This is a genomic window from Labedaea rhizosphaerae, from assembly GCF_004362825.1.
GTDB classification, from domain to species: domain Bacteria; phylum Actinomycetota; class Actinomycetes; order Mycobacteriales; family Pseudonocardiaceae; genus Labedaea; species Labedaea rhizosphaerae.
Map to the genome: position 1 here is coordinate 887,699 of NZ_SNXZ01000003.1, position 24,085 is coordinate 911,783.

The 24,085-nt window shown below is 66.0% G+C and carries 23 protein-coding genes and 1 pseudogene; 8 read left to right on the top strand and 16 right to left on the bottom strand.

The window, feature by feature from the left end; all coding sequences use genetic code 11:
* Genes EV186_RS21360 through EV186_RS21380 form a run of 5 tightly spaced genes read left to right on the top strand, consistent with a single transcriptional unit; the run spans position 1 to position 3,767 of the window.
* Positions 1-282, top strand: coding sequence for a helix-turn-helix domain-containing protein (locus EV186_RS21360; RefSeq protein WP_133851064.1), 282 nt, complete (start codon positions 1-3; stop codon positions 280-282).
* On the top strand, positions 276-647 hold the full coding sequence (locus tag EV186_RS21365; RefSeq protein WP_133851065.1) for a WhiB family transcriptional regulator: 372 nt from the start codon (positions 276-278) through the stop codon (positions 645-647). The genes EV186_RS21360 and EV186_RS21365 overlap by 7 nt, the downstream gene beginning before the upstream one ends.
* A complete protein-coding gene (locus EV186_RS21370; RefSeq protein WP_133851066.1) occupies positions 644-973 on the top strand; it encodes a hypothetical protein in 330 nt (109 codons plus the stop codon). Before EV186_RS21365 ends, EV186_RS21370 begins: the two co-directional genes overlap by 4 nt.
* Complete coding sequence (locus EV186_RS21375) at positions 970-1,695, top strand: hypothetical protein (RefSeq protein ID WP_133851067.1); 726 nt, start codon at positions 970-972, stop codon at positions 1,693-1,695. Before EV186_RS21370 ends, EV186_RS21375 begins: the two co-directional genes overlap by 4 nt.
* Entirely contained in the window at positions 1,692-3,767 is a 2,076-nt protein-coding gene (locus EV186_RS21380; protein WP_133851068.1) for a P-loop NTPase family protein, read from the top strand. Before EV186_RS21375 ends, EV186_RS21380 begins: the two co-directional genes overlap by 4 nt.
* Positions 3,768-3,921: 154 nt before the next feature.
* On the opposite strand, the gene EV186_RS21385 is transcribed toward EV186_RS21380, so the two are convergent.
* The 3 genes from EV186_RS21385 to EV186_RS21395 are packed head-to-tail and all read right to left on the bottom strand — an operon-like array spanning position 3,922 to position 5,070.
* On the bottom strand, positions 3,922-4,524 hold the full coding sequence (locus EV186_RS21385; RefSeq protein WP_208115706.1) for a hypothetical protein: 603 nt from the start codon (positions 4,522-4,524) through the stop codon (positions 3,922-3,924).
* Positions 4,521-4,784 carry a hypothetical protein gene (locus tag EV186_RS21390; RefSeq protein WP_133851069.1) on the bottom strand — a complete coding sequence of 88 codons (264 nt, stop codon included), beginning with the start codon at positions 4,782-4,784 and terminating at the stop codon, positions 4,521-4,523. The genes EV186_RS21385 and EV186_RS21390 overlap by 4 nt, the downstream gene beginning before the upstream one ends.
* Positions 4,777-5,070: a hypothetical protein gene (locus EV186_RS21395; RefSeq protein WP_133851070.1), complete on the bottom strand. Its 294-nt coding sequence runs from the start codon at positions 5,068-5,070 to the stop codon at positions 4,777-4,779. The genes EV186_RS21390 and EV186_RS21395 overlap by 8 nt, the downstream gene beginning before the upstream one ends.
* Positions 5,071-5,216: 146 nt before the next feature.
* Between EV186_RS21395 and EV186_RS21400 the strand changes: the two genes are divergently transcribed.
* Complete coding sequence (locus EV186_RS21400; protein WP_133851071.1) at positions 5,217-6,386, top strand: NsdA family TPR-like regulatory protein; 1,170 nt, start codon at positions 5,217-5,219, stop codon at positions 6,384-6,386.
* A gap of 29 nt (positions 6,387-6,415) precedes the next feature.
* On the opposite strand, the gene EV186_RS21405 is transcribed toward EV186_RS21400, so the two are convergent.
* On the bottom strand, positions 6,416-7,690 hold the full coding sequence (locus tag EV186_RS21405; protein ID WP_133851072.1) for a hypothetical protein: 1,275 nt from the start codon (positions 7,688-7,690) through the stop codon (positions 6,416-6,418).
* Between the two features lie 1,042 nt (positions 7,691-8,732).
* Entirely contained in the window at positions 8,733-9,803 is a 1,071-nt protein-coding gene (locus EV186_RS21410) for a competence protein CoiA family protein (protein WP_208115707.1), read from the bottom strand.
* 595 nt (positions 9,804-10,398) lie between these two features.
* On the opposite strand from EV186_RS21410, the gene EV186_RS21415 reads away from it, so the two are divergent.
* Positions 10,399-10,644 carry a hypothetical protein gene (locus EV186_RS21415; RefSeq protein ID WP_133851074.1) on the top strand — a complete coding sequence of 82 codons (246 nt, stop codon included), beginning with the start codon at positions 10,399-10,401 and terminating at the stop codon, positions 10,642-10,644.
* Positions 10,645-12,077: 1,433 nt separating this feature from the next.
* On the opposite strand, the gene EV186_RS40810 is transcribed toward EV186_RS21415, so the two are convergent.
* The 4 genes and pseudogenes from EV186_RS40810 to EV186_RS21440 all read right to left on the bottom strand — a co-directional run.
* Entirely contained in the window at positions 12,078-13,025 is a 948-nt protein-coding gene (locus EV186_RS40810; RefSeq protein WP_133851075.1) for a cold-shock protein, read from the bottom strand.
* 488 nt (positions 13,026-13,513) lie between these two features.
* Positions 13,514-13,708: a hypothetical protein gene (locus EV186_RS21425; protein WP_133851076.1), complete on the bottom strand. Its 195-nt coding sequence runs from the start codon at positions 13,706-13,708 to the stop codon at positions 13,514-13,516.
* Positions 13,709-14,701: 993 nt separating this feature from the next.
* Positions 14,702-15,532: an alpha/beta fold hydrolase gene (locus tag EV186_RS21430; protein WP_133851077.1), complete on the bottom strand. Its 831-nt coding sequence runs from the start codon at positions 15,530-15,532 to the stop codon at positions 14,702-14,704.
* A gap of 134 nt (positions 15,533-15,666) precedes the next feature.
* Positions 15,667-16,320, bottom strand: a pseudogene (locus EV186_RS21440) (ATP-binding cassette domain-containing protein); the annotation flags it as partial.
* A 233-nt stretch (positions 16,321-16,553) separates the two neighbouring features.
* Here EV186_RS21440 and EV186_RS21445 point away from each other — a divergent pair.
* Positions 16,554-17,336: a winged helix-turn-helix transcriptional regulator gene (locus tag EV186_RS21445; RefSeq protein ID WP_166659255.1), complete on the top strand. Its 783-nt coding sequence runs from the start codon at positions 16,554-16,556 to the stop codon at positions 17,334-17,336.
* 202 nt (positions 17,337-17,538) lie between these two features.
* Here the strand turns inward: EV186_RS21445 and EV186_RS21450 are convergent, their stop codons facing one another.
* The 7 genes from EV186_RS21450 to EV186_RS21480 all read right to left on the bottom strand — a co-directional run bounded on the left by EV186_RS21450 (position 17,539) and on the right by EV186_RS21480 (position 24,076).
* Positions 17,539-17,982, bottom strand: a complete 444-nt coding sequence (locus EV186_RS21450) for a Tn3 family transposase (RefSeq protein ID WP_166659256.1) — start codon at positions 17,980-17,982, stop codon at positions 17,539-17,541.
* A 168-nt stretch (positions 17,983-18,150) separates the two neighbouring features.
* The gene (locus tag EV186_RS21455; protein ID WP_133851079.1) at positions 18,151-18,528 is read right to left on the bottom strand and encodes a hypothetical protein; all 378 of its coding nucleotides are present in this window, start codon (positions 18,526-18,528) and stop codon (positions 18,151-18,153) included.
* Positions 18,529-19,428: 900 nt separating this feature from the next.
* A complete protein-coding gene (locus tag EV186_RS21460; RefSeq protein WP_133851080.1) occupies positions 19,429-21,324 on the bottom strand; it encodes a PEP/pyruvate-binding domain-containing protein in 1,896 nt (631 codons plus the stop codon).
* Positions 21,321-21,839 (bottom strand): dCTP deaminase, encoded by a 519-nt coding sequence (locus EV186_RS21465; RefSeq protein WP_133851081.1) that lies wholly within the window; start codon positions 21,837-21,839, stop codon positions 21,321-21,323. The genes EV186_RS21460 and EV186_RS21465 overlap by 4 nt, the downstream gene beginning before the upstream one ends.
* The gene (locus EV186_RS21470) at positions 21,836-22,369 is read right to left on the bottom strand and encodes a dCTP deaminase (RefSeq protein ID WP_133851082.1); all 534 of its coding nucleotides are present in this window, start codon (positions 22,367-22,369) and stop codon (positions 21,836-21,838) included. Before EV186_RS21470 ends, EV186_RS21465 begins: the two co-directional genes overlap by 4 nt.
* Positions 22,360-22,944, bottom strand: a complete 585-nt coding sequence (locus EV186_RS21475; RefSeq protein ID WP_133851083.1) for a P-loop NTPase family protein — start codon at positions 22,942-22,944, stop codon at positions 22,360-22,362. Before EV186_RS21475 ends, EV186_RS21470 begins: the two co-directional genes overlap by 10 nt.
* Positions 22,928-24,076 (bottom strand): hypothetical protein, encoded by a 1,149-nt coding sequence (locus tag EV186_RS21480; protein ID WP_133851084.1) that lies wholly within the window; start codon positions 24,074-24,076, stop codon positions 22,928-22,930. Before EV186_RS21480 ends, EV186_RS21475 begins: the two co-directional genes overlap by 17 nt.
* Positions 24,077-24,085: the final 9 nt, after the last annotated feature.

The window sequence follows — 24,085 nt, forward strand, 5'->3', positions numbered from 1 at the left end:
ATGAACACACCCTTGTCGAATGCCGGAGACCCGGCGTTCTACACAGTCCGAGAGGCCGCGCGGATTCTGCGCGTGGACTCGTCAACCCTCTACCGGGCGATCAGGGAAGACGCGTTCCCTGCCGTCCAGGTCCGCACTCGCTACGTGATCCCGGCCGCGGTGCTGCACAAGCTGATCGTCGAGGCCGAGGCGTTCGGCGGCCGGGTCGACCCGGCCGCGATGGCCGCCGAGCAGCGCACGGCCCGCGAGGTCGCTCGCCTCCGCGGAGGTGCCGCATGGTGACCTCGGATGATCACTGGCGGTTCGTCGGCATCGCATGGCGGCTCGACCGTCTGCGCTGGGTGCCGCGAGACGTGCTCGCCGACGTCGTGATGAAGGACGGCGAATGCGTGTGGGCGTTCGCTGACGGCGACCCGCCCGAGCTGACCGGCCACGACGGCATCGACCGCGAATTGGCCGCCCGGCTGTGCGCACGCTGCCCGGTCCAGGACGAATGCCTGGAACTCGAGCTGCGCACGGCCGGCGAGCACACCACCGGCGTGTGGGGCGCGCTCAACGAGCGTGACCGCCGCGCCCTCTACCCCCACTGGCGTCAGCGCGGCGAACGCGCCGAGCCGCTCGACGAGGACGGAGGCGAGGAGCAGTGAACGAGATCAGCGTGACGCCGACGCAGCTCCTCGCCGGGGTCGGCGTGCTGGTGGTCCTGCTCTGGGTCTGGCGCGCGAGCGCACGCCGAGCCAAGGCCGCGGCCGAGGCAGCTAGGAACGGCGCACGGCTGCTGTCGCTTGCCGGGCGCGTGCTGTTCACGGCCGGGCTGATCGTGGGCGTGCAGTGGATCGTGATCCTGCACCCGGAGAACAAGTGGCTGTTGCTTACGGCGCTTGGACTTCCGGCGTTGTTCGCAGCGCACGCGCTCACTCGCGCGCTCACGGTGACCACTGTGGACAGTCCACGCAGGAGGGGTCGGCGATGAACGAGAGGAGGACCAGGGTGGCCGCCACGCGGCGGCCACCCGCCCCCGCCCAGCGTCTTGCCCGTGAGGCAGCAGAGGCAGCGGAGTTGCGCGCGTACCAGACCGACCCGGACGTGATCGCGCTTCAGGTCGAGCGCGTGCGGTCCCAGGTGGACCGCTTGTGCTGGACCGGCATCGTGCTCGGCTTGGCGTTCACGATGACCAATGTTCAGACGTTCGCCGCGGCCGGCACGGCGGCCTGGTCGCTACCTTGGCTGGCGGCATGGCTGCTCGATCCCACGGTGTCCGTCGTGTTGCTGGCGATCCTTCGCGCCGAGCAGGTGACCGCGAGATACCAGGTGCGCACCGGAGTGTGGGTGCGCCGGGCGAAGTGGCTCACGCTCGCGGCGACGTATCTCATGAACACTTGGGCGTCCTACGCGGCCGGTTCGCCGGCCAGGATCGTGCTGCACTCCGTACCGCCGCTCGTCGTGTTCGTGGCAGCCGAGGCCGTGACCGATCTGCGCGACAAGCTCACGGAGGCCGTGAACGCCGCGTTCGCCGAGGCCGTTCATGAACGCCCGCGCCCACGCCGATCGTTCACGGACTACCTCATGGACGCTCGGCGCGCGTGGAAGCCGGGCACGAAGGTGACGCCCGCGTGGGTTCGCGAGGTCACCAAGTGCTCGCGCGGCCTGTCCTCGCGCGTCGCCGCCGCGCTCGCCGAGGAGGTGCGTTCATGAACGGCACCGAATCGAACGAAGTCGTGGATGTCGGTCCCGTGTACGACGGTGAACTGGTCGACGAGTCGGAGGCGCAGTACACCTCGCCGAGGCTCGGCCGGTTCGCGTCGTGGTGGCTGCGATCGCCCCGCGTTCCGATGTGGCTCAAGGACCGCCGGCAAGCGCGGCAGGCCGCGAAAGACGCCGCTGCTGCGGTCCTCCGTTCACCGTGGCGGTACCTGCTCGCGGTGTGCCGCGGACTGCTCGCGGCCGCGCGGTGGTGGCGTCGATGGGTGACGGTGCGGGACTTCCGCGAGGCCGCTGAGTCGTCGGAGAAGTTGGCGGACAAGTTCACGGAGATCCGCGCGCTGACCTTGTTCCGTTGGAAGGTGACCGGGGCTGTCATGGTGGCGTCCGCCGTCGCGGTGGCGCTCGTGGCTCTGGTGTACGGCCACCGAGGTTTGTGGATCACGGCTGGTGTCACTTCTCTTGGGCTCGCGATCCTCGGCCGTCGCCGCGACGGCGCACCCGGCCGCAAGGCTGTGCTGGCAGGCCCGCGGTCGTTGTCATGGACCATGGACCCGCAAGTCCTGGTCGACGCGTTCCGGGACGCGAAGCTGATCGGCAAGGACGAGCTGCTGCGTCTGGTCGAGCGGGCAACCCGGGTCGGCGACGGTTGGGCGATCACCGTCGACCTGCCCGCGACCCGCAAGGCCGCGGACGTCATCAAGAACCGGGAAGCGCTGGCGTCCGCGCTCGCTGTCGACGAGGTGCAGCTCATTGCCGAGCGTGTACGCGGGAACGGCGGCCACGCCGGGCGGGTGTCCATGTGGGTCGCGGACTCCGATCCGTACGCCAAGCCTCCGTTGCGGACACCGTTGCTTGCCGCGCAACGCTGGGACGCGTGGCGTCCGGTGCCGTTCGGACGCGACGCGCGAGACCGCAAGGTCGACCTGCCGCTGGTCTGGACGTCGCTGCTCGTCGGCGCAATCCCCAGGCAGGGCAAGACGTTTGCGGCCCGGCTCGCCGCGGCCGGTCTGATCCTCGACCCGCACACCCGGCTCTACGTCGCGGACTTCAAGGCAGGCAAGGATTGGGATGCGGCAGGAAAGGTCGCGCACCGGTTCATGTCCGGCGACGAGGCGGAACACGTGGTCACCCTGGTCGGCTGGCTCGCCGAGCTTGTCGCCGAGGTCCAGGGGCGATACCGGCGCATGCGCGAGCTGGACGACACGGTATGCCCGGAATCCAAGGTCACCCCTGCCATGTCGCGGGACAAGTCGCTGAACATGCCGATCACGGCGGTGTTCATCGACGAGGTACAGGTTCCCTTGGAGGACCGGACGCCGATCGAGGTCGAAGGCAAGCGCTTGGCGGCCGGCGACTACATCGGCGAGCTGCTGACGTGGCTCGCCAAGAAGGGGCCGGCCGCCGGGATCGTGCTCGTGCTGGCCACGCAGCGGCCGGACTCGAAGACGATTCCGTCGGGCCTGCGCGCGGTCCTCGGCTCGCGGTTCGCGCTGCGGGTCATGGACTGGCGGGACTCCAACATCGTCCTCGGCGAGCAGATGAACACCCGCGGCTACGACAGTTCGCGGCTGCTCGCGTCGCACAAGGGTGTGGGCATCCTGCGCCCTGACGGCGAGGCGCAGGCAGGCGCGGACGTGCTGGCCTTGACGGTGCGCACGTACTACATGCCGAACGAGGACTGGCGCGAGCTGTGCGGCCGAGGCCGAGCGCTACGGGAGGCAGCCGGAACGCTGACCGGTCACGCGGCCGGGCACGACCTGCCGCCAGCCACGCCCGTCCTGTCGATCGGCTCAGTGCAGGAGGTCCGCGGACCGGTCCTGCCGGAACCGTTGGCGTCGGTGGTGGCGTACCTCGGCGACGACCTCGACGACCGCGAGTTCGTACCGACCGCCGAACTGGTGGACGCGCTGGACGTCGAGCCGAACGCGTTCGGCAGAGCTATGGCGGACCTCGGCTGCTCGTCGACACGAGACCGGATCACCGGCGACGACGGCGAAGCACGACGGGTCCGCGGGTTCCGAACAGCCGACATCCGAGCCGCGATGAGCCGGGACGGCAGGTGATGGAGGCGTCCCAGCAGCGGGGACGGCACGATATGCGCCCTGAGCTGGGCAGACAACAAAAGGGACGGCTGGGACGGCACCGCAAAGTGCCGTCCCAGCCGTCCACTTGTGGGGTCGGAACGCCCCTGAAGAGAGGCGCCCGGATGCCGTCCCGCTACGGCAGGTCCTCGAACGGGATGATCACGCAGTCGCCCAGTTCGCGGATGAGGTTCGTCGCGCGAACCCACGACACTGCCGGGTCGTCGAAGGCGACCGTTGTCGGCCCGACCGGAACCGGTCGACCGCCGCCACTGCGGTAGAGCATCCCGCGAACCCCGACGACCGGACACGACCCGACGCGGACCACCACGGCGCCGCGGCGCAGCGCCGGGCACAGCTTCGCCGACAGCCGAGCGCACGGAGCGCAGATCGGCGGCTCGGTGACGCCCATGCGATTCGGCCACGAGGGCCAGTCATCACGGTAGTCCCTGAGAATCCACAGCACGCCGTCCTCGTTCCGGCCGGCCGGACCGGCACACACCTGGCAGAGGAGCCGCGACATGGCTCGCCGCTGCCGCTGAGGATGGATGCGCCCGAACTCGGGTCGCCCATGCCGGAGGCGGAGTGGCGTCCGTGCCCACAGCACGCCATGACTGTCCCGGTCGCCGATCGTCTCGTCCGCGTAGCCGATCCCGCGCGAGTGCTCGATGAGCGCGTACGGCAGCTCCTGCTCCTCGGTCCACGCCGTGATGTACGGCGCCACGATGGCGGCCGTCACGACCGCTCCATCCGTGCATTGCGAAGGGCGTCAGTCAGCAGAACCGGCGCGGGCACGTCGAGGCAGCGGCACAGCTCAAGCAGCCGGACCACGGTGAGCTGCCGCGTGCCGTCCTCGTAGGACAAGAGGGTGCGCCCCTTGATGCCCGAAGGCAGGCAAGCGACGAGCCGAGCGCGCGACCACCCCCGCGCCTCACGGCGACGCCGCAACTCCTCACCCAGAGCCCGCGACACGTACCGATCAGCCCTACGGTTACCCACGGCCATCACCCTCGGCTTCCCGCCGCCGCGCCCGCGCTTCGATCGCGTCAGCAGCCGCTGAGACGAGATGCGCGAGCGACCACTCCTGCTCGACCGAGAACCCTCCGGTTCGGTAGTCGTCGGCCTTGCAGTAGTCGAGGATGTACTGGGCGATCTCGTAGTTGACCAGGCTCAACTCGCTCATCAACTGGCTGTCGGCTACCGAGATTCCGCCGGTCGGGATGATCGGCCGGCCGGTCGCCAACGATTCGAGCGGTCCCCACCCCGTTCGGTCGACGTTCGTCATGTTGCCCTCCTGCTTCCCATCACGCGCGCGCCCGCGACGCGCCACGAGACACGTACCGTGTAAGACTGAAATCAGTCTTCAGTCGGCACTTGTTCGGCAGAATGACAAGCGCATGCCATTGGGGTGACACACGTGAGGGGAAGGCAATGCCACTGGAGCAACAACCTGCGGCCAGGACGCTCCTGGAGCACCTGATCCGAACCGAGCGCGGCGAGACCTACGAAGAGTTCACCGAGTTCGCCGAGGGGTTCGCCCGCCGCAACCACCTGCCGGGCACCCTCAGCCTCCGCCACCTACTCCGCCTGGCCGCCGGCCGCCGCCCTGACGGCGGCCCACTCGGCAAGCCCCGCCCGGCCACCGCGGGCCTCCTGGAACGAATCTTCGGCGTCCCCGTGGCCGATCTCCTCCGCCCACCGAGCCCCGAGACCGACGATCACACGGCTCTGGAACTCCGCCAGCGTCTGAACGCCGCCCGCCACGTCGACATGGCAGTAATCGACCTCCTACGCCAACAGCTCGACGCCCTGCGGCGTCTGGACCGCCAGATGGGCGCCATCGTCGCCTACGACGAAGTCTGCGCCAAGATCAATCAAATCCATCAGCTCCACACCCACAGCCTCACCCCAAATGTCCGAATCGCTCTAGCCACCTTGCTAGCTGAACTCAACGCGTTGGCTGGCTGGGAAGCTCTCGACCGATACCAGCTCACCGATGCGTGGGAACACCATGAACGTGCCAAGCAAGCCGCAAACGAGGCTGAGTCGCCCAACCTTTACGCTCACGCCATGGCGCAACAAGCGTCGATCCTGACGGATCTTGCCGAGCCAAATGCCGCGATTGATCAGCTCGCCGCAGCCCGCAGCATGGTCAAACGAACCGCTCCGGCCGTTCTCCGAGCATGGCTTGCCGCCGCTCATGGTGAAGGCTTGGCAAACACCAACAACCGTGACGCGGCTCTTCGATCCTTCGATCGGGCCGAGCATCTACGGCCGGCCGACCCGACCAATGTCACGCTACCATTCCTATTCCTTGACGGGGTACATCTTCAACGCTGGCGAGGCCACGCTCTTTCCCGCCTCGGTGATACCAATGCGATAGACACGCTAACGAACGCGCTCAGTAGCCTCGATCCGACATTCAGCCGTGCCGAGGCGGCTCTCCGCATCGACCTTGGTATTGCATTGTGGTCACTGAACGAGCGACAACAAGCACAAGATCAGATTCATCGTGCTAGTCATATCGCCAAAGATATAGGTTCGGTTCGTCAACAAATAAGAGGCCGTGCGATCGCAGTCAACAGCAGTCACCTAATGTAGGTGATAGTCACGAAACTAACCTGGCAGCACTAGAGGCCCAGTTGCACCAGTGCGTAGCTAAACGACTTCGCCAGAGTAACTACCGAGTCCATTACGCGCACGTTCTTCTCCCAGAACCCTATCGGTACTGAATGTTCTGACGTCCGCGTGAACCCTTCCAAAAGCTCCACAACTTTCCGATCATTAAAGTTCAACGAAGGAGAGTTGCGGTCTCCATAACTACGGAACAGCAGCATCTCCGCGCCAGACAAGGCTCTTCCGTCAAGCCTGACGCGAAACGTCTTGCCTAGCGAGAAAATATCATGAAACGCCTGATTCCGGGCATCGGATATAGTCTTTCTGTAAGACTCGAATGAGACTTTGCTACCATCGCCCATATAGGTTGGCATTGACGACACTTCGGTGTACAGAGCAACCTGATCGGCGATCGTCATCCACAACAATATCGGTTTCAAATCGGACAACCCTTGAACCAGGCCCGCAAAGACGACCGCCCCATCCGCGAAGTTGTACGCAACTCGCAATATTTCGTGCCTAATCTCGTCGTTCAACGGGTTGTCAAGATAGCGTTCCAAGTAGGAGCCATAGCTAGCCCTCTGCTTCTCAAGCTGCCTGACTACATTGCTCAGTATGGTGTCTCCCGAAATATCGGAAAATGTGCGCAGGGAAATCGGCGCGTACGACATATTGCGCAACTTGACGTGTTCGCGCTTGAACGCGAGAGACAGGCTTTCAGGATCGACCCCCGATGCCACCAGAGACTTTGACGCCTCAACCCAGATAGCATCGATATCATCTAGGCTATTCACCACCAAGCGGTCACCAACGACTTCAGCGGAGCCCTCTTGGCGAGGATCATAACCGATCGCTCTAATCGACCCCCTACCACCAATCTCAATTTCGACCGCCTCATCCTGCTGTATCTCTGACACGAGCGCGAATATAATTGAGCCCAGATTTGCGCGCTCTTCGGCTATCTCCTGACGCAGGTCTGAGAGTTCCACTTTTCCGTCGAGCTGCTTCTCGGAAAGCTTCTTCGTGTCTCCCCTCAGCTGCCCAGGGTTCAAGACAATAACCGGGTCCCTCTCAGCAACACCTTCCTTGACGATTCTGACGCCGAGATATTTCGAGCTCTTAGTCGTCGATGCCTTCCCTCGATGGAAGTACGAGTTGTTTACAACAACGAGGTCACCTTCACTTGCCTTATGTCGGTCCAGCTCGAATTGCCAGAATTCCGAGCGGGTTAGCGCTGCTACTTGTTCACGAACGCAATCCCTGACATTGATGGCCGTCTTCCTTGCCATGCTTCTCCCTACTAGCGGGGTCATTTTGCTTGTTATCGCCCGGTTACCGGGCGCTGACATGTGTTACACGTTCGCCGACAAGCTAAGCGCACATCTATCAGCCGCGTCGGGCCAGACTCCGGTACACACGAACACCGAAGAATGCGCCTCAGGCAAGAGAGAAACGGACGCACACTTGCCGACCGGCACGAATGCTATACAAGATTGACTCGAACTGAAGGTCATTGGACCGTGGATATTGAGCCTCCCAACTAAGAAGGAGAGCCGCTGCCCGTTCGTCGCTCAAGGAAGGTAGCGGCATCTTGTCTATGCTTGCGTCGATTCCACTGGACGTTCGGGTGAGTAAAACCCAAACCGAGCAATCACGACCTGACCACAGCGATGCGGTCGCAGCCTCAATCAACTCATGGTCCGCTTTACGACGAGCTAACGTGATACCGCCAGCACGGTCGTGTGCGGGCAGAAAGAGCACAGTCGGATCTAGCGAATTCGCCGGGACCAGCATGTCCGGATCCGGCAGGTACAACTTGACATGCGAGCCGGGATGGCCGTCCGCGTCGATGATTATGATGCCACTGGACTCCACCGGACGACCAGCCGTCCGTAGCACGGGGGCATACCTCGACATGTCCACTTCCCACAGTGACCCGACTCTGGTCTCGCCGATCCTCACCTCAACTTCCGCGTGACCAAGGTTCACGACGACGTCGTCCAACCGCAGCGACCTCGGCCCTGTACGACCGCGATCAGCGATTACCTCCCTCAGCGCCCGCGCATCCTGAGCGGACGTACGTACCTCGATCCAACGGTCGCCGAAGCTAGTCCCACGCAACGCTGCCTCAGGCACAGGTCACCGCCTCCTCAGGGCCACGAGTCTGCCTTCAGCGTGAGCAGGAGATTCCGCTCACCGCATGTGAACAGCATCGTCAACGGGCCTGGGCGCGATACATTCCTCCAGCCGCACCTACGCTGACCAGCAATTGCATCCCTTCGTGGCAGTCTCGCTGCGTGCCGACGAACAGGACCTTCTCAGCGAGGGCGGTTAGTCCCACTTGAATCGCAAACTTGACGTCAAAGGGATCGGATCGCACCTCTGGCACCCATCACGGCCCGGCCGGCGCAGAAGGAGCTTCTGGCCGCAGCTGCGACAATGGGTTGGTGCCTCAGGCAGGCCAGGAGCAACCAGGTCCGCATCGAAGAGCCCGCCATCATGTTTGGGGCTCAAGCATTCTTGCGAAAGCTGCTGCCGCAGGGTCCGTTCGATCTGTTCCTTCTGACCGGCACGATATAGGTCGTCCCTCCCCGTCAGCTCGCGGTAGAGATCAAGGCTCTTCGGCGGCACGATGTAGATCTGCTTGCCGTTCCAGCGCATCGGCACTGCCTGCCGCGCTGGCATCATCGCCGCTACATCATCGATAGTGAGCCCTGCCCAGGGTTCATGCTGGGGGTGGTACCTACCGCAAGGACGTTTGTTTCGATCGGGGCATCGATCGAACACCCCAGCGGTGCATCTCGCCGCGGAGATGGTCCGCAAGCCGCGCGCGGCGGTAGCGGCCCTACGATGCGGCAGGCTGGTCCAGCCGATGCTGTTACAGCCGACGGAAGGCACCTCGAAGAACCACTTGGGTTGCGCGTCGGAGTCGGCGAACCAGACGGGCAGCCAACCCGCCTTGTAGGACTTCGTCGTGCGGGCCTTGGCGTGCGCAGCGGTGATATGGGAACGCTGAACTTCGACGCCGGTCTGGCAGGGACCCTTTATAGCGACGTCCAGGACGGTCTTGCCCGCCGTGCGGAATTCCTGTTCGGCCTCGAAACCGGCGTCGGTTGCCGCGCGGCACCAGTAGTCTTTCTGCCGACGATGCTCATCGCTTTCCAACCGGATCTCATGGTCTCCATGACCACCACCCGGGAAGTGGGCAGCCCAGAAGGTGTCACCACGTTTGCGGATGTACATCTCGTCCGCACCGTCTTGCGCCGGTCGCAAGCACAGCAGAACACGATCTCCACGGTCGATCTGGCCATGAAGTGCCGCGATCAAGGCGAAGTCGGCCGGCGACAGCCTGGACAAGTCCAGCTGCCGATCGTCAGGAACGAAGCGAACATCGGTGGTCATACTGCGCACCTCCATCGCCCAATGCCAGCAGCCATCGGAGACAACCAGCACCATCGAACGCTGACCCTGCCCCGGTCACGAGTAGATCCCGCTCGAACACGTCGCGCGTGCCACTCCGCAACCCACCCTCAACCATGGCACAGGGGACCGACAATTTTGAGGTTGATCAGAGGCCGGAGCGTCGTGTTCGTTACGCTGGCGACTGTCTGCCCTGCCCCGTCTTCTTGATTGTTTTTACCTTCGCTGCGGCGGACTTTGGCATCGCCCGTCCGGACTTCGTCTTGGTGATCGTTCTCGTAGCCGCGGTCTTTCCTGCGCGGCGCTTCGTGAGGTCGGTAATCGCCCCTTGTCGACTCCGTGTCCTGCCAGCTGTCGACTGCGTCTTCGTAGTCCTCGACGACTTCGCAGCAGCAGCCTTCTTCGGAGCTGCACTGGGTTCTTGTAGGAGCTGAGACACCCGTTGAGGCGAGATGCCCAACAGCGCTGCAGTATCTGCGCCCGTGAGACCAGCGGCTGACAGTTTGGCCGCAACTTGACGTGATACCCGCGCTGTCTCTCGCTGCACCTCGGCCAGTTGCTGCACGAGCGTGCGAGCGTGCCTAACCTCCGCAGGGGGAACAGCGCCGACCACGAACTCGACCTCTACCGACGGACTGTCGATCTCGAGCATAGCTTCGACCAGATCGACGGCCATGGCCTTGGCCTCGGCGGCGTTATGACCCTGGGTGACGCCGACGCCATCGACATCAACGACCCACCACCTACCCTCGCGGATGGCGGTGGCCTTGAATACTTGCTGGTTCACTGCTTCAACCATCCCTTCGGCAGGCATGCGATCTGACGTTCAATACTGTCGACTACCCCTGGCGTGATCGTCCCGTGGCGAGGCAGGGCGGTCCGGTGTATGCCGCACGCGCAGGCGTAAACCTCATGGTTGCCCTTGTTGCGAACCGACGTGCATCCGTTCGCAACAAGCCGGTCCGCCACCTCGCGTCTTCGCATCGACTTAAACACCACAACGGTAAGTCTAGCCCCCCTAGATGTCAAGGTAAAGGGGGGCTAGAGAAGCGGCGCTGCGGTGCAGCCCTCCACATCGATGCGGGATAGTCGACTCGCAGCGTTAGCAGTGTCACATGATGCCTGTTGCTGGTCCGTGCATCGAGTTGCGGCGCGAGCAGGCCGCCTCGGCGTGAGCCTTGGGCATGAGCGTGGGCATGAACTGACGCCCAACGGTGCCTCTGGCGTGCTGCGGAGAGTCACCAGAGCCGCTCATGCCCAGGTCGCCACCTGGTGCCGCGGGTTGTAGTCGATTTAGGTTCCAGCCGGTGAGGGTTCGAATCCCTTCAGCCCTACTAGCTCTGACCAGCGGTAACACTCGGTTTCGACCGCCGCTGAGCTGACCTCTGGGTGCGAAAACGGGTGCCAACATTCCACTCAGTTCAGCGGCTCGAGAGTGCTCAGGAGGCACCTGCCACCGACAAGCCTGACTACGACGGACCGCAGCCAGACGCGGTCACGCCGACCGAACGGCCGCCGGCCATACCCGCACAGCGGCAGATGAGCTCGTTTGGGTGAGAGCGGATGGCATGTATCGGGTCTACTTCGTGGTGAGCTGTCCAGTCGTGCCTGTGCGGCACTACTTTGGCCTGCACCGGCCTTTGGATCCCTGTCCCTACGCCTCAATGTGGAGGAGCGGCCTTCGGGTTGGGAGTGGCAGACTGCGTTGATGACCCTGGAGGCGGAGTTCCAGCGAGCCTGTGAGGAAGCCGTCGAGGAGTGCCGGCGACTGGGGTACGTGCCGACCGCGTGGATCGCCATGATGAGAGGGCCTGGGGGTGCTGCCGCGGCTGCTCGTCGTCTTCTAGCTAGTGGTGACATTCAGAGTGGGTTCGAGCGTCTGATTCGTATGGGCCGTCGGGATCTAACGGTTGAGCAAGCTGTTCTCGACGACTATTGGCGGCCGTTATTTAGCGAACTCCATCGCGACGCGGCGCGATGGAGGCTTGCGCAAGCAGGTGGCAGCGACTGCATGCCCCACGAGTAGCAACTGCTATTCCGTGTGGGACGAGATCGCTTCTGCCGCGAGTACCAACGCACCCTACGCGGCATGAGCGGACGTTCGTCCGCAGCTCTCAGCGGCTTAGGCCCGTTTCTGTCGTTGGGCGCTGGCTTGAATAGTTTGGGAGGCTGCAGCCGCGTTGCTGACGGCACCATCGACGGGGATGAACGAGCACTCTCGTCGGGAAGTGATCAGCGGTCGGTGGGGCCGCCTCTTCAGAGGCGTTCGATGCGGTCGGCCTGCGGGCCCCGGTCGCTCTGACGCACCGCGTACCGGACCCGGTCACCCTTCTGCAGCGGCTCCGACCCCATGATCACGGACACGTGGGCGAAGAGATCGGCGCCGCCTGCGTCCGGGGTGATGAAGCCGAAGCCGCGGTCGCCGTCGTAGCGCGCGACGACGCCCTCGCCGCCTCGTACGGGCACGTCCCGCGCCGCCGGCGCTGCGGCCGCGGCAGGTGCCGACCGCTGCGGCGCCGTCTGGGGCTCGGCGCCCCGGACCAGGTGCACGTCGCGGGCCTGCGGGCCCTTGTCTCCACTAGCCACCTCGTAGGCGACGCGGTCGCCCTCTGCGAGCCACGTCAGCCCCTCGGCCAGGGCCCGGACGTGAACGAAGACGTCCCCGGCGCCGGAGTCGGGGTTGATGAAGCCGAAGCCCTTGTCCTCGTCGTACCAGGCCACCGTGCCGTCGGCACCGTCCGCGATACCAGCCGCAGCGGGTGAGCCGGCCCCTGCTCCCAGCGGGATCACGTGCCCGGCCTGCGGGCCGCGCTCGCCTTCGACGATCAGGAAGGCCACTCGCTGCCCCTCGGTGACCACGCCGCCGGTCACGATGGCGGAGCTGTGCACGAAGATGTCGGCGCCGCCGCCATCCGGCGACGCGAAGCCGTACCCCTTGCCCGGCTCGTACCAGTTGACGGTGCCGAGCAGGCCCACGGCGCTGCCGGTGGCCGCATCGGCGGTGACGCGAACGCGCAGCGCCTGGGGCCCGCGGTCGTTCTCGCCGACCTCGAACACGACGGCCTGACCCTCGCGGAGCACTTTCGCGCCGCTGTCCTCGACGATCTCGGAGGCGTGCACGAACACGTCCAGCGAGCCGTCCTCGGGCGCGAGGAAGCCGAAACCCCGTTCGGCGTCGAACCAACGGACGGTCCCTTGCGGCATCAAAGGCTCCAGGTCGAGAGGGCGGGCACTGGCCCCCAGTCTCTCTGACAGACTTCCGGTCCGTCGGGCCGGGCCTACAGGCGGGCGGTGCGGAGCCAGGGACGGGCCGTTGGTTCACCTAGCGACACGCCGAGTTTTGAGACCAGGTCTAAGCACAGCGCCACCGACCGCTGGGTGCGAGTTTGGGTGCGAACGTGCGGCAACTGGTGCCCCTGCTGCCTCGATCCGGTCCTCGCGAGCCCTCGTATGCCCTGGTCGCACGCTGGTGCAGCGGGTTGTAGTCGATTTAGGTTCCAGCCGGTGAGGGTTCGAATCCCTTCAGCCCCACTAGCTCTGACCAGCGGAAACGCTCGGATTGGCCGCCACAAAGCTGACCCCTGGGTGCGAGAACGGGTGCCAACATTCCACTCAGTGCAGCGACTTGAGTGTGCTCAAGAGGCATCTGGCGCCGAGGTCCGCGGTGGCAGAGGCGCGCTGAGCGCTGGAAATCATGGTGCAAACACGTGGGCCAGTTCAACGACTCTGCTGTCAGAGTCGGCCTTCATCCGCTCGACTATCAGGGCGAAGCGCTTTCTGTCCGGCTCCGCCACGTTCAGCAGTTCAAGGGCACCTAACCGCACCATCGGCACGTCGTCGTCGAGGAGGACGTAGATGATCCAAAGTTCCTTTCCGTAGCTCGTCATAACAGAGACCGTGCAAGGAAGGTTCCGTCGGCTCGATCGGTATGCCCAAGGCGATCTCCACCAGGAGGTTCACGACGTGCTCACGGACGAACGCTGGCCGCTCGGTCGCCAGCCCCGCCAACAGCGGCCCGATCACCCACCTCGCCGACTCGAACAAGGTGCCCTGCAAGACAACGCGATCGTCCAGGCGCCAGTATGCATCGAGGACCTCACCCTCGGAGCTCGCGTCCAGAAGATCACGCATGGCGTCGGGAGCGAACTCCGCACCGCCGTTCGCGGAACGGACGTCAGCCCACGGAACTGAATCGACAAGAACCCTCGAAATCACGGTTAAACCCTTCTCGATCCCAGCGCCCCTCATTCGGGCATCAGGAACGGCCACGAGATCAACCTGATACCGGCGCCTCGACACTGCGCGTACCTCTACAACTTTCCGACACCATACGCACCAGATTGAGGCAGCCGGCGAGACCGCCTAGCACAGAACCACCAATCGCCAGCGGTGAGAACGGGTGCGTAGATTCCGCCCAGAGTCGCAGGTTGAGTGTGCTCCCAACGCATCGACGGCTGAAGGCGCCTCCTCGGCACCATAGGCATCACGGCTTGAAGCCAGCAAGCCACCGGCCGCTGCACCGTCGACCCGCTGGGTGCGAGTTTGGGTGCGAACGAGCGGCAACTGATGCTTCTGCTGCCTCGATCCCCTTCTCATGGGCCTGCTTCTGCCCTGGTCGCGCACCGGTGCCGCGGTTTGTAGTCGATTTAGGTTTCAGCCAGTAGGGGTTCGACTCCCCTCAGTCCCACCAAGCTTGACCAGCTCATATATCAATTCTTGCATGGGTAATTTTGATTGGTGACGAGCACGCCCAGGATCAGGCGTGTGATGCCGCCGACGACATCAACCTCGGCACCACCTGTCCGCCCCGTGTCCCTGGCGCGACGAAGATCTGCTTGCGCGGTGCGCAATCGGTCTTCCCGCACCACCTCGCGGGCCTCTCAGTGTTCGCTGCTGAAGAACCGTAGCAACAGTGGGCCGATGGTCTGTGGGTCGACGACGTGATCCGGCCCGTCGAGGGTCTCCCGTTGAGCGTGGGGTAGTAGGTCTGCAAGCTCGTCGGCTGCGCGGTCGAAGAAGTCCGAGGGCAGGCCTGCCATGTAGGGGACCGTGATCGGTCCTCCGGTGGTGACCAGGACCGGTTGGGTGACCGTTGCCAGTCGATCGGTCGGCAACTGGTAGCGGTTGTGGAAGACGCTGTCGTGGACCAGCGTGGGCGCGAGGGCGACCGAATCCGCCCAATGCGACGTCTGCTTGCCTGCCGCTTTCCTGGCCGCGATGTTGTCGTCGGAAGCGCCGGACAGGCGCATGAACAGTTCGAGAACCTCCTCGTCTCGCCCGGCGTCGAAGGCGTGTCGGGTGTCCGCGATGTACTCCTCGAATCGCGGGCGTATGTCGTCCCCGACCGCGTAGGGCACCTCCCACACGGCGATCGTGTCGATGGCTGACCCGGCCGCGGCTTCCAGCGCCAGCGCGCCACCAGAGGACGCCCCGAACAGGTGTGCCGAGCCACCCGCCTCCGCGATCAACGCATCCAGGTCCTCGATCTCTCTTTCCACGGCGTAGGGCTCGGTGAAGCCGCTCGCGCCGCGCCCCCGACGGGCATAGTTGTAGACCGTGAAGTGCTCGGCGAGAGCAGGTACCAAGGGAGCGTTCTCGGCTCCGTCGTCCAGCGCGCCGCCTACCAGGACAACAGCCGGGCCGCTTCCCTTCCGGTCGTAGGCGATGGTGGTGCCATCGTTTGATGTCACGCGAAAGTCCATCTCGTTCATCTCACATCTCCGTTCGAGAGGTTTGTCTCAGCGCCTGAGCAGCGTGCCGACGACGGCCTCGGTGCGCGACCACCGCGCCCTTGCGATCACGGCCGCCACGACGAGACAGGCGAGCGGCAGCCAAGGGCTCTGCTCGAGCCCTCGGCGATCACCTTCCCGTGGTCGATCACCGCTATCCGGTCGGCCAGCTGGTCGGCCTCGTCGAGGTACTGCGTGGTCAGCAACACGGTGGCGCCCTCGGCGACCATGCCCCTGACGATCTCCCAGACGTGGTTCCTGCTGCGCGGGTCGAGCCCAGTCGTGGGCTCGTCGAGGAAGATCAGTTCGGGGGTGACGACAAGGCTCGCCGCGATGTCGATGCGCCGGCGCATCCCGCCGGAGTACTTCTTCACCTGCCGATCGGCTGCCTCGGCAAGACCAAACGCGTCGAGCAGGTCGGCCGCCCGCTCCCTGCCTCGGCGGCGTGAGTAGCCGAGCAGCCTGGCGAGCAGCACAGGTTCTCCACCCCGGTGAGGTCCTCGTCAACCGACGCGAACTGCCCGGTGAGGCCCACCCTGCTCCGCACCGCCTGGGCGTCACGCACGACGTCGTAGCCGAGCACTTGCGCCTCTCCGGCGTCGGGGTGCAGGAGCGTCGCCAGTATGCGGATCGTGGTGGTCTTGCCCGCCCCGTTCGGACTGAGCACGCCGTACACGCCCCGGCGCTCACGGCCAGGTCCACACCGGCGACCGCGTGGGTCTTGCCGAGCTCTTCTTCAACCCGCTCGTCTCGATCGCGAACTTTCCCATGGGTTCGATTCCTTCTCTCGGTGTTGCGAACGGATTGGTTGAGCACGGTGCGCGGCCAGCGCCTCGGCGAGTGGGGCGTTCTCCGTTCCGTCGTCGAGACCGCCGCCGACCAGGATCACCGGGGGCCGTCGCCGTGCGTGTGTAGCCGATGACGGTGCCGTCGGCGGAGGTCACAGTGACCATACTCCTAATGTAGGAGCATGAACACCTGTTGTGCAAGTACACTCGGGTGCATGAGCAAGAAGCGGTTGTTCGACGACCCCTGCGGCATCGCGCGAGCGCTGAACGCGGTCGGCGAGCGGTGGGCGTTGCTCGTCGTGCGGGAGCTGGTCTTCGGCCCGAAGCGCTACTCCGACCTGCACCGCGGGCTGCCGCAGATGAGCCAGAACGTCCTCGCGCAGCGGTTGCGCGAGCTCGAAGCCGACGGCCTGGTGCGGCGAAGGCGCCTGGGACCGCCTGCGCCCGCCGCCGTGTATGAACTCACCGAGCGCGGGCAGGAACTGGAGCCCGTGCTCCGCGCGCTCGCCCACTGGGGCAGCCGCGCACCGCTGCCCGAGGACGGCGCGGCGGAACTGAGCGTCGACGCGCTGCTGTTCGCCCTGCGCGCCACCTTCGATCCGGCACTGGCGGGTGAGCTGTCGCTGCGCTGCCAGCTGGACGTCGCGGGCGATCGGTTCCGCATCACCGTTGCGGGCGGGCGCCTCGAGTTGGACCGCGGTGAGCACGCCGAACCCGATGCGTTGCTGACCGTGCCGGAGGCGGCGACGTTGCGCGATCTGGTGTTCGCTGGTGCGGCGCTGCACGACGCCGTCGAGCGGGCAGACACCGAGGTGGCGGGCGATACCGCGCGGCTCGCCGCACTGCTGCGCTGCTTTCCCGCAGCCGTGCGGTATCCGGCGCCACAGGACCCCGGGCCGCCGGATCCCGTGTCGCCGGGCCCCGTTTCACCTAGCCCCGAGTCACCGAACGCCGAACACCCGGATCCCGCCGTCAGCGCAAGAAGTCGTCGGGGGTGAGCGGCAGTCCGCGGACCCCGGACACCGGTGGCGAGGTTACGCCGGCCGACAGTTCAGACTCCGCGGGCTCGCGGAACTCATCGCCGAGACGACGACGCACCACTTGGATAGCGACCCGCAGCTCAACGCCTGGCGCTGGTCCACGACCGAGCATGATCGACTGTTGCAATAGCCCATCCTCCAACGGACGGATGTCCCTGTGTCAGCTCGTCATCAGGCTGAGGCGGTGCTGCATGTTCAGCCGGATCTCGCCGTAGGGCGCGATGTGGGTCCAGAACAGCGGGGTTAGGCCGCGGTGGTCGACCTCGGTCATTTGGTCGGCCCAAGCCTTGTCGGCCAGGACGTCTTGGACCATCAGAGTGTTCACGTACACCAGCGCTGATTGCAGCACTCTCAGGCACAGCACCGACAGTTCCTGTTCGTCGCGTCGGTTGGTGGCGATGTCGCCGCCCTGCCGGTGCGCAGCACGGCTTCCTTCAGCATGTCGATCAGCGGCACCGTGCCCCACCGGGTCCGGATCTCCGACTTCAACGCCCGGAGGTTCTTCGGCTCCGGGGCGGCATCCAGAGGAGTCAGTTTGATCGCGCCCCTGCTTGCTGCGGTCGCGGAACTCCACCCATCCGAGCTGGTCGGCCTGATCGTTCAACGCGGCGAGCTCCCCGCCCTCACTAGCCACACCACCGTGTAGGTGGCCATGCCCATCACGACCAGGAGTAGAAGCACCTCGCAGATCCTGCGTGCATTCCTCCGGCGCTTACGCACGGCAATCAACTAGCCGCCAACCAGGAGAGCCAGCACGACTTGGAGGACCAGCTCACCCGCCAGGTCGAAGGGCTTGAGATTGAGAAAACACCAAGAAAACCGTGCTCGTCACGAGATCTCGCATCAACGAGCGGAACGGTCGGCGATGCTTGCGCGGCTCGGCCATGCGGAACAACGGGACAAACCCCGCAATGATCCTCCAGTAGGCCGATTCGCCAAGCAGGCGACCATTCCAGATGCCGACAGCAGCACCAAGCCAGTGCACCCCGACCAGCCACACCACGTAGAGAAGCACCGACCCCGCGACCTTGACCCGCCAGAACGACCTGGCAGCGCCCGCCAGCCCCATCCGGCCGGACTTCGTAGCGAGACCCAAGGTTAGTAAACAGCCGAACAAGATAAGGGTAGCGAGCTGGCGATTGTCGAACACCTGGGCGCATCCTCCACAAAGCGACCATCATCGCCAAGTTGGCGCCGTACTAAGAAGTCGGTTCCACCAACCAGCCGTTATAGGTTTGCCCGGCATCCTTAGTCCCACCGGAACCGTGGACTTGAGGCCATGGGAATCGGCTCGCACTTCTGACACCCGTAACGTCCAGGTCGGGGAAGAAGGAGCATCTGCCCGCAACCCCGGCAATGGGTCGGCACCTCGAGTGCAGCAGGTACAGCCATATCTACGTCGATCAGCCCACCGTCGTGTTTCGGGCTCAGGCATTCCTGCGGCGACGGCTGGCGCCGGCTCCGTTCGGCGTGCTGCTTCTGGCGCCTCTACTGCCTCGATCTGGTCCTCGTGAGCCTGCGTCTGCCCTGGTCGCACGCTGGTGCCGCGGTTTGTAGTCGATTTAGGTTCCAGCCAGTGAGGGTTCGAGTCCCTTCAGCCCCACCTATCTTGACCTGCGGAAACGCTCAGGTCGGGCTGCCGTCGAGCTAACCGCTGGGTGCGAAAACGGGTGCCAAATTCCACTCAATGTAGTGGCTTGGGAGTGCTCCAGAGGCATCTGACGCCGACAGCCCGGCCATGACGGACCGCAAGGTAGGCGCGATCACGCCGACCGAACGGCCGCCAGCCATATCTGCACAGCGGCAGATGAGTGCGTCGATGGCGGCGCCCCGACACTCGCGCGGCGGCTGCACACCCGTCGCTCTCGTTGGGCGACGGTGATGGACCGTGAAAGTCTCCGAAGACCTGAATACGGCGTTCGGAGTGTCCGCACCCGATCACGTGAATTCGCCCGGCTCGGGCGTGACCAGCACCGGCGTCCGGCCCACGTGTCTTGGCCCGCACGTTCGAGCATGGTTGCGGTCCGGCGATCCGGACAAAGGTGCTGAGCTAATGTCTCCGCATCGACCCGGTGAGGACCGCGCCGTGCACCAAGTCGACAACGCAGTCCTCCGGCGGCAGGTTCCCGGTGCCGACGATGGCCGCCGGCACACCCGCCTCGCGCAGCAGGATGCCGAGATGGCTGAGCAGCGCACCTTCCTCGAACACGAAACCGTCAACCTGGCCGATGAGCAGCGACAGCACCGCGATCGGCCGAGCCGCCGCGACGATCAGCCCGTCACCGTCACCGTCACCGCCGCCGTCGGAGTCTGGGTCGATGCGCAGCCGGTCCCGGAGCTGGCGCACCAGCAGCGCCTCCTCGGTGGCTGACACCGGTTGCGCGATGCTGATGATCGGCGCGATGCTGGACTCGGTGAGCACGTCGTCGATGTCCAGATGCCGCACCCGGCCGCTGGCCAGGCCGGCGCTGAGTACCCGGCCGCCGAGCGCCGTCGGCGCACCGGCCTCCCCGGTGCTCGGCGCGGAGTAGTCGACGAAGATCAGCCGACCGTCGCTGATCACCCACTCCAGCACTGCGCGCGGGTGCAGTCGCCGCGCGTGCTGGCGGCTGGTGGCCGTGAGCGCCGCCGCCTGCGCGGCTCCCACCAGCCGGTCGAGCTGCTCGGCGTCGACCGGGCTGGCCTCGCCGAATCCCCGGTTGACCGCGAGCAGGCCCTCGTCGGACGCCTCCACGTAGACCGATCCGTCGGCGGCCACAGTGGACAGCAGCGCGAGTTCGCCGTGGATGTACTCGCGGCACAGGAACGCGAACACCCCGTCGGTGCCGTCGGCCAGCATCCGCACGGTGTCCGGCAGCTCGGCGCGGGTGAGGATGTACTGGCGCTGGGTCGGACTGGAGTCGACCACGACCCTGGCCGGCAGTTCCGCGCTCCAGGCCGCCAGCGCGTCGAACGCGGCGCCGGTGTCCCAGTTGACCAACCAGCCGCCGGGCACCGAGGCGCCCTCGGCCAGCGCGATCGCCCTCGGCAGCCGGCGCTTGGCCCGGATCCGGGTGTAGTCCTCGGCGCAGTCGCCCAGCAACAGGTCGTGCTGGTCGCCCTCGTACAGCGGCGACACCCGCAGTCCGTCGGTCGGCGCGGCCGCCCCGACAACCGCGGTGCGCGGCCGGACCTGCACGACCCACAGCCGTTCGCCGTCCCAGGCCCACTCCACGTCGTGTCCGGAGCCGTCCCGGGACAGCTCGACCAGCGCGGCGGACAGTCGGGCCCGCCAGCCGTCGACGGCGGTACGCCGGTCGAGGCGTTCGCCGGTGGGCACCGCCAGCCCTCCCATCAGGTCGGCGCCGTGTCCGGACACCCACTCGACGTAGGCGTCACCGGACGGCTCGCTGAACGCCACGCCGGCGGTGACCGGCCGGATCGCGTGTTGCACCAGCACGCTGAGGTGGTCGATGCGCGGCACCCGGCCGATCCGCCGGTACTGCCGCAGCGCCCGCGCGCCGAAGCCGGAGCACCAGACCTGCCAGACCGCCGCGACGATGTCGGCCTCGGCGACGTCGACCAGGCTGTCGAACACCCCGGCGAAGCTCAGGTTGGCGGAGTCCTCATCGGACGAGCTGCTGCGCACCACAACCAGCGGCCCCAGCCCGGTGCTCGCGGTCAGCAGTGCGCCGGCCCGCTGCACGTTGGGGCGCAACGGTTGCAGCAGCGCGTCGAGCTCGGCGGTGAGCCGGTCCAGCGCCGGCTCGTCGGCGTCGTCCACCCGACACAGCAGGTCGGCCAGCCGGGCGCGGGTGCTGTGGTCCAGACAGTGGGTCAGCCAGCTGCCCGGCACCAAGAGCCCGTCCGGCACCGACACCCGGGTGCACACCCGGGCCAGCCCGGCCGCCTTGTTGCCGTGCGCTTCCGGCTCGCCGGCCGCGGCCAGCGCGACGAAACCGTTCACTGGAAACTCCTGTACAGCATCGAACTACGCGGGCCGGTGGCGTGCTGGTACTTGCCGTCGTAGAGCGAGATGTCGCCGATGGTGCGCCACCACATCATCTGCCCGATCTGCATGCCCTCGTAGACGATCACGTCGTGCGTCGGGTAGAGCTGCAGCGTCCAGCGCCCGATGAACCCGATGTCGCCCAGCGGCGCGGACAGGTTGATGAACAGCCCGAGCCGGGCCACCGACGACCGGGCGGCGAAGGTCGGTACGAAGTGCTCGCTGCCCATCACCTCGCGGGTGGCGGCCAGGTACAGCCGGTTGGCCTGCAACCGCAGCCCGTCGGCCGGGATGCGCAGCTCCTCGGTGCGGTTCTCCCGGCTGGCGTCGAGCACGTCGTCGGCATAGATCACCAGGCGATCGGACAGGGTGAAGTTGTAGCTGTTCGGATTCACCGCGGTCTCGTCGAACGGATCGATGACGATCCGGCCGGCCCGCTGTTCGAGGGTGATCTGGTTCCCGGACAGGATCATCCGGCAGGCTCCCGGACCAGCCGGCTCTGCAGGACCGTGCGGGAGTTGGCGTAGCGGCCGGTGTAGGGCAGCACCGCGCCGTCGACCGACCAGAACGCGACCTTGCCCATGCGCATCCCGGCGTGCAGCCGGATCGCCTGGGCCACCCGGATCTCCAGTGTCCAGCGAACCACCGCGCCGGTGTGCCCGAGCGGCGCGCTGACCTGGACCCACACCCCGAGCGCGGCCACCGACAGGTTCCCGTACAGCTCGCAGGCGTGCCGGTTGCTGCCGATCACCTCCATCGTCTCGCCGAGGTAAAGCCGGTTCGGCCGCAACACGACACCGTCGGCTGGAATCCGCCGAGACGCGATCGGGGTGATCGGCTGCCGGGCGTCGAAGCCGGCATCCGCCCCGGCAGCACAGTCCAGCAGCCGGTGGCCGAGCCGGAAGCCGTAGCTGTTCTGCTCGATCTGGGCCGGATCGAACGGTTCGATCGAGACCACGCCGCGTCGGTACTCGTCGGCGATCTCGGCACCGGTCAGCAGCACCGGGCGACCTCGATCAAGTCGCGGCTCAGCTCACGGCAGAAGTCGCGCAGGTGCGCCAGACCGGGCCTGCTGTTGTCGAACTCGAGATCGCAGGCGATGGCGTCGAGCCGGAACTCCCGCTCGTCGTCGACGACGCTGATGTCGTCGCGGCGGCCGAGCCGGTGCTGGCGCACCACGCGGTCGCAGCGCAGCCGGACGAACCGGAACCCCAGCTCGCGCAACCGGACGGCGTCCACCGCGTGGTCGCGCAGGTCGGCGTTGATCACCACGGTGTCCGGCGGGGTGTCGGCCAGCGCGGCTTCGAACAGGTCGACCAGCGCGGTCGGCCGGATCCTTCGGATGTTGGTGGCCAGCGCGAACATCAGCTGCTGATCCTGCTGATCGGCCGCCTTCGGCTGACCGATCGTGCGGTACAGCTGGTCCTGCAGTTCGCGCAGCGGCGCTGCCAGCGCGATGAGGCGGGACCGGCGGCCGGCCGCGGCGAGGTACTCGGTCAGCAGCTCGGCGGTGGTGGACTTGCCGCTGCCGGTCGCGCCGACGAGACAGATCCGGCCCTGGTCAGCGAACACCGGCATGCTGTCTCCGCAGGAAGGTCAGCTTCGACTCGTGGCGCTGGTAGTGCACGATCGACCGCCGGTCGAAGAAGTCGTTCAGCAACGTCCGCAGTATCGCCAGGTCGGTATGCACCTGCCGGTAGTCGACCGGGGCCAACGACTGACTGAACCGGTACTCGACCTCGCACTGGACGAGCTCGGCCAGCCCCGGTAGCGCGGCCCCGGCGTCATCGACGATCGTGCTGTGGTCGTAGGAGATGACGAACGCGTTGCCGGTCTCGATCGACTCGACGCACACGTCGTGGCGCGCGCGGCGGAAGCTGGCGTGCCAGGCCGGGGTGAGTCCGAGCACGCCGCGCAGGTACTCGTCGAAGTCGGTGACGGCGACGCCGCGACTGCGCAGTTCGGGTCGCTCATCGCTGTCCACTGTGAAGATCTTGCGCTTCACCGTGTACCGGCCGTCGGTGGTCGGGATGAACGAGACGTAGCCGGCGTCCGCCGTCGGCTGCTCGATGGCATAGACGTGGTTCATGAAGTCCCAGGACTGGATGCCCTCATCCTGGAACTGCACCAGCCAGCCGGGCAGTCGGCCCGAGTCGGCCAGCTCGTAGGTGTCCCTGGCCAGTCGGCCCACATCGGGATTGTCGACCAGGGTGAATTTGTGTTCCAGTTCGACGTCCGGCAGTGATTTGACCTGATAGCAAAAGTGGTTGTTCACCTTCAGGAAGTGCTCGTCGGCGGCGGCGAACAGCGCGCGCACCGCTCCGTGGCGGGGAATCGGCGAACCGGGCACCCTGATGAATCGGTGTCGGTCGGCGCAGCTGCTGACGCGCAGGTACATCCGCACGCCGTCGGCGGCCTGCCGGAGCAGCCCGATGGGAGTGTTCGTCCCCTGCCGCAGCAACTCGGCGGGCGAGTGCATCGCCTCGGCGAGCACCGTGCCATCCTGGTCCAGCGTCCTGGACCGGACGGTCGGGCAGCCGACCTCGTCGAGCAGATAGAGCTGACTGTCGTCGACGGCCGGGGCGAATGCGTCTGTCGGACAGGCCAACTCGACGATCTGCCATTCGGGTGGCCGCCGAACGGATGAACGAAGACGGTCGGCGCCGACCACTAACCATGTCAGCGAAGTGTCAGGCACCGGCGTCCCCATCTCCCGTGG